This window comes from Sphingomonas sp. LH128, from assembly GCF_000293195.2.
GTDB classification, from domain to species: Bacteria; Pseudomonadota; Alphaproteobacteria; order Sphingomonadales; family Sphingomonadaceae; genus Novosphingobium; species Novosphingobium resinovorum_A.
Genome location: NZ_ALVC01000497.1, coordinates 1 through 3,687, shown reverse-complemented (window position 1 = coordinate 3,687; position 3,687 = coordinate 1). Strand labels below are relative to the sequence as shown.

6 protein-coding genes are annotated in these 3,687 nt (G+C 61.9%); 4 read left to right on the top strand and 2 right to left on the bottom strand.

The annotated features are described in order from the left end of the window. Positions 1 to 35: 35 nt before the first annotated feature. The gene (locus LH128_RS29210) at positions 36 to 305 is read right to left on the bottom strand and encodes an usg protein (RefSeq protein WP_008833308.1); all 270 of its coding nucleotides are present in this window, start codon (positions 303 to 305) and stop codon (positions 36 to 38) included. Continuing rightward, the gene (locus LH128_RS32645) at positions 302 to 538 is read right to left on the bottom strand and encodes a hypothetical protein (RefSeq protein ID WP_008833307.1); all 237 of its coding nucleotides are present in this window, start codon (positions 536 to 538) and stop codon (positions 302 to 304) included. The genes LH128_RS29210 and LH128_RS32645 overlap by 4 nt, the downstream gene beginning before the upstream one ends. A 271-nt stretch (positions 539 to 809) precedes the next feature. On the opposite strand from LH128_RS32645, the gene groES reads away from it, so the two are divergent. The 4 genes from groES to tnpB all read left to right on the top strand — a co-directional run. Then, positions 810 to 1,124: a co-chaperone GroES gene (gene groES, locus LH128_RS29205; RefSeq protein WP_008833306.1), complete on the top strand. Its 315-nt coding sequence runs from the start codon at positions 810 to 812 to the stop codon at positions 1,122 to 1,124. A gap of 55 nt (positions 1,125 to 1,179) precedes the next feature. Continuing rightward, positions 1,180 to 2,799, top strand: a complete 1,620-nt coding sequence (gene groL, locus LH128_RS29200) for a chaperonin GroEL (RefSeq protein ID WP_008833305.1) — start codon at positions 1,180 to 1,182, stop codon at positions 2,797 to 2,799. Between the two features lie 247 nt (positions 2,800 to 3,046). Further along, positions 3,047 to 3,406, top strand: a complete 360-nt coding sequence (tnpA, locus tag LH128_RS29195; protein ID WP_008827974.1) for an IS66-like element accessory protein TnpA — start codon at positions 3,047 to 3,049, stop codon at positions 3,404 to 3,406. A 78-nt stretch (positions 3,407 to 3,484) separates the two neighbouring features. Then, positions 3,485 to 3,687 (top strand): IS66 family insertion sequence element accessory protein TnpB (gene tnpB, locus LH128_RS29190; protein ID WP_008827973.1); only part of this gene is annotated, 203 nt, incomplete at its 3' end.

Here is a 3,687-nt window from a genome sequence, read left to right as displayed (position 1 = left end):
GCCCCGCCCGCGCCAGCGCTCGCCAAGACCATTCGTCATTGCAGTGGGATGATGCCATCGACCGCACGCCATTCGGTGGGTCCGACCAGTCGGCCATGGGCGATCCTTACCGAATGGAGCGCGGCCTCGACTTCAAGCCGCCAGTGACCCAGGAAATCGAACAAGATGGGGAAATCAGGCGCAAGATCGTATTCCTGCCATATGAACAGCTGGAGAAGCGACGGCGCATCGGGCCGGTAGTAATGGATCTCGGCGGTGGTGAGACCGTAGCCCTCCAGCTGAGCGATGAATCCGCGATCGCTCATTGAAGCGACCGATTATCATTTCGTGGTTCGTCAAGTGATCGCATGGCGGCGAACACCTCATCGATCGAAACGGCTTGCCTGGCGCCGGGAGGCTTTCGCATCGAGGGCTGGTTCTTTACCGCAGAGTGGTCGGATGCCCAGGAGGCGAGGATGGCGCGTTTGACCTCCGGCTCAAGGCTCGGGTGGCGCGCAACGTCGAAGGGGTGCAAGAAACGCGAAAATGGCTGCGACATGGCCGTGGCTCCTTTCCTTGTGTCGCTCCTTTCTCATACGTGCGGTGTCGCACGCGGCTCAAGATTTTGGTGCTGATCCGAGTCGCGTCAAGAGGGATGATGTCATCGCACGTCACTGAGAATGGCCGGATTGGCACTCAGAAGAGATGAGTGCCAAAAAATTTCGCTCGCCCTCTTGACCCAAAAAATCTCATTTCCTAGTTCACGCGAACCTGGCGTTCAGATGAACGGCAGGGACATCACAACTTGTTTTGCATCTGGAGGTTTTGCCATGCATTTCCGCCCCTTGCACGACCGTGTGGTCGTCCGTCGCATCGAAGCCGAGGAGAAGACCTCGGGCGGCATCATCATTCCTGACACCGCCAAGGAAAAACCACAGGAAGGCGAAGTCGTCGCCGTCGGACCCGGCGCCCGCGACGAAAGCGGTCAGCTCATCGAGCTGTCCGTCAAATCTGGCGACCGCATCCTCTTCGGAAAATGGTCGGGCACCGAGGTCAAGATCGACGGCGAGGATCTGCTCATCATGAAAGAGAGCGACATCCTTGGCGTGATCGATACCGTCATGCCACTCAAGCAGGCGGCCTGATCGGCCGCCCTTATCCCTCGAGCATTCAGGAAGGACATAGAAAGGAGTAGCAGCGATGGCTGCCAAGGAAGTCAAGTTCGCGTCTGACGCGCGCGATCGTATGCTGCGCGGCGTGGACACGCTTGCGAACGCCGTGAAGGTGACGCTCGGTCCTAAGGGCCGCAACGTGGTCATCGAGAAGAGCTTTGGGGCTCCCCGTATCACCAAGGACGGTGTGACCGTCGCCAAGGAAATCGAGCTTGCCGACAAGTTCGAGAATATGGGTGCGCAGATGCTGCGCGAGGTCGCCAACAAGCAGAACGACAAGGCGGGCGATGGCACCACCACCGCCACCGTGCTCGCCCAGGCGATCGTGCGCGAGGGCTCGAAAGCCGTCGCCGCCGGCATGAACCCGATGGACGTCAAGCGCGGCATCGATCTCGCGGTGGGCGCGGTCGTCAAGGATCTGGAGAATCACGCCAAGAAGGTCGGCGCCAACAGCGAGATTGCGCAGGTCGCGACAATCTCGGCTAACGGCGACGAGGAAGTCGGTCGCATCCTCGCCGAGGCGATGGAGAAGGTCGGCAACGAGGGGGTGATCACAGTCGAGGAGGCCAAGAGTCTCGAGACCGAACTCGAGACCGTCGAGGGAATGCAGTTCGACCGCGGCTATCTCTCGCCATATTTCATCACCAATGCCGAGAAGCTCAAGGTCGAACTCGACGATCCCTACATCCTCATTCACGAGAAGAAGCTCTCGAACCTGCAGGCGCTCGTGCCGCTGCTCGAGAAGGTCGTCCAGTCGGGGCGGCCGCTGCTGATCATCGCCGAGGATGTCGAGGGCGAGGCGCTCGCCACGCTCGTCGTCAACAAGCTGCGTGGCGGGCTCAAGATCGCCGCGGTCAAGGCGCCGGGCTTCGGCGACCGCCGCAAGGCGATGCTCGAGGATATCGCCATCCTGACCGGCGGCAATGTGGTCTCCGAGGATCTCGGCATCAAGCTCGAGACCGTCACTATCGATATGCTCGGTCGCGCCAAGAAGGTCGTGATCGACAAGGACAACACGACCATCATCGACGGTGTTGGGCAGAAGACCGATATCGATGGTCGCGTCGCGCAGCTGCGCCAGCAGATCGAGACTACTACGTCCGACTATGACCGCGAGAAGCTGCAGGAGCGCGTGGCGAAGCTCGCCGGCGGTGTCGCAGTGATCCGCGTCGGCGGCGCGACCGAGGTCGAGGTCAAGGAGAAGAAAGACCGTGTCGACGACGCGCTCCATGCGACGCGCGCCGCGGTGGAGGAAGGCATCCTGCCGGGGGGCGGCATCGCACTGCTCCGTGCGATCAAGGCGCTCGATGGGCTTAAAGCTGCCAATGACGACCAGCAGTCCGGCATCGACATCATCCGCCGGGCGCTGCGCGCGCCCGCGCGGCAGATCGCCGAGAATGCCGGCGAGGACGGCGCCTATATCGTCGGCAAGCTGCTCGAAAGCTCCGATTATAACTGGGGCTTCAATGCCGCGACCGCTGAGTATCAGGACCTCGTCGAGGCGGGCGTCATCGATCCGGCGAAGGTGGTGCGTACTGCGCTTCAAGACGCGGCCTCGGTCGCATCGCTGCTGATCACGACCGAGGCGCTCGTCGCCGAGCTGCCGAAAGAGGAGAAGGCCGCGCCGATGCCGGCCATGGACTACTGACAGTATCGGGGCCGGCCTCAACCGGCCCCGATCTTTCTGTTCAATCGGCAGGCGGGGGCTTGTTGATCTCCCTTGACCAATCCGCGAAGGGTTGTGCCCCGAGGTTGATACGCCATGCCCTGTCTTCACCGATCTTGTAGAGCGCGCAGCCTGCCTCGTCGTACGCATCCGCTGAGCGGCGCCTTGCCGGTGGGGTGATGGATCGGTCTTAAGGTCGCAGTTATTTGCGAACTTAGGAGCGGTGTTTGTGGGACGGATCACGGTTTTCGGCGGGCCTGAACGCCGCCGACGCTGGAGTACCGAGGAACAGCGGCGTATTCTGGAAGAGGCTTTTGCGCCGGGCGCGTGCGTCGCGCAGGTTGCCCGGCGGCACGACGTCTCCACCGCGTTGGTCTATACCTGGCGGCGCAAACTGTGCCTGGTGGCTGCCGCCGGGCAGGAAGGCCGTGGTTTCGTCGAAGCTGTGATGTTGGACGACAAGGCCGTCACGCCGGTTCCCGGGCAGCCGGCGATTGTAGTGGAGCTTTCCCATGGTCGCCGGGTGAGCATTTTCAGTTTGGCGTCTCCCGCGATGGCTGCGGCAGTCGTGGAGGTTCTGGCGCGATGATCCCGATCCCGGGCGGCGTGAGGGTGTGGCTTGCGCTGGGGCATACGGACATGCGGCGGGGAATGCGCTCGCTGGCCCATGGCCCTGCAGGTCCAGCAATCGCTGAACAAGGACGTCCATGCGGGCGATCTATACGTCTTCAGGGGACGAAGTGGATCGCTGTGCAAGATCTTGTGGCATGACGGCCTCGGGATGTCGTTATATTCAAAACGCCTGGAAAGAGGGCGTTTTGTCTGGCCATCTGCAAAGGATGGGACGATCGCGATCTCGGCCTCGGCGAT

Excerpts from the sequence above, each read along its gene's own strand:
- LH128_RS29210 (WP_008833308.1), bottom strand. The coding sequence starts at position 305 with ATGAGCGATCGCGGATTCATCGCTCAGCTGGAGGGCTACGGTCTCACC.
- LH128_RS32645 (WP_008833307.1), bottom strand. The coding sequence starts at position 538 with ATGTCGCAGCCATTTTCGCGTTTCTTGCACCCCTTCGACGTTGCGCGC.
- groES (WP_008833306.1), top strand. The coding sequence starts at position 810 with ATGCATTTCCGCCCCTTGCACGACCGTGTGGTCGTCCGTCGCATCGAA.
- groL (WP_008833305.1), top strand. The coding sequence starts at position 1,180 with ATGGCTGCCAAGGAAGTCAAGTTCGCGTCTGACGCGCGCGATCGTATG.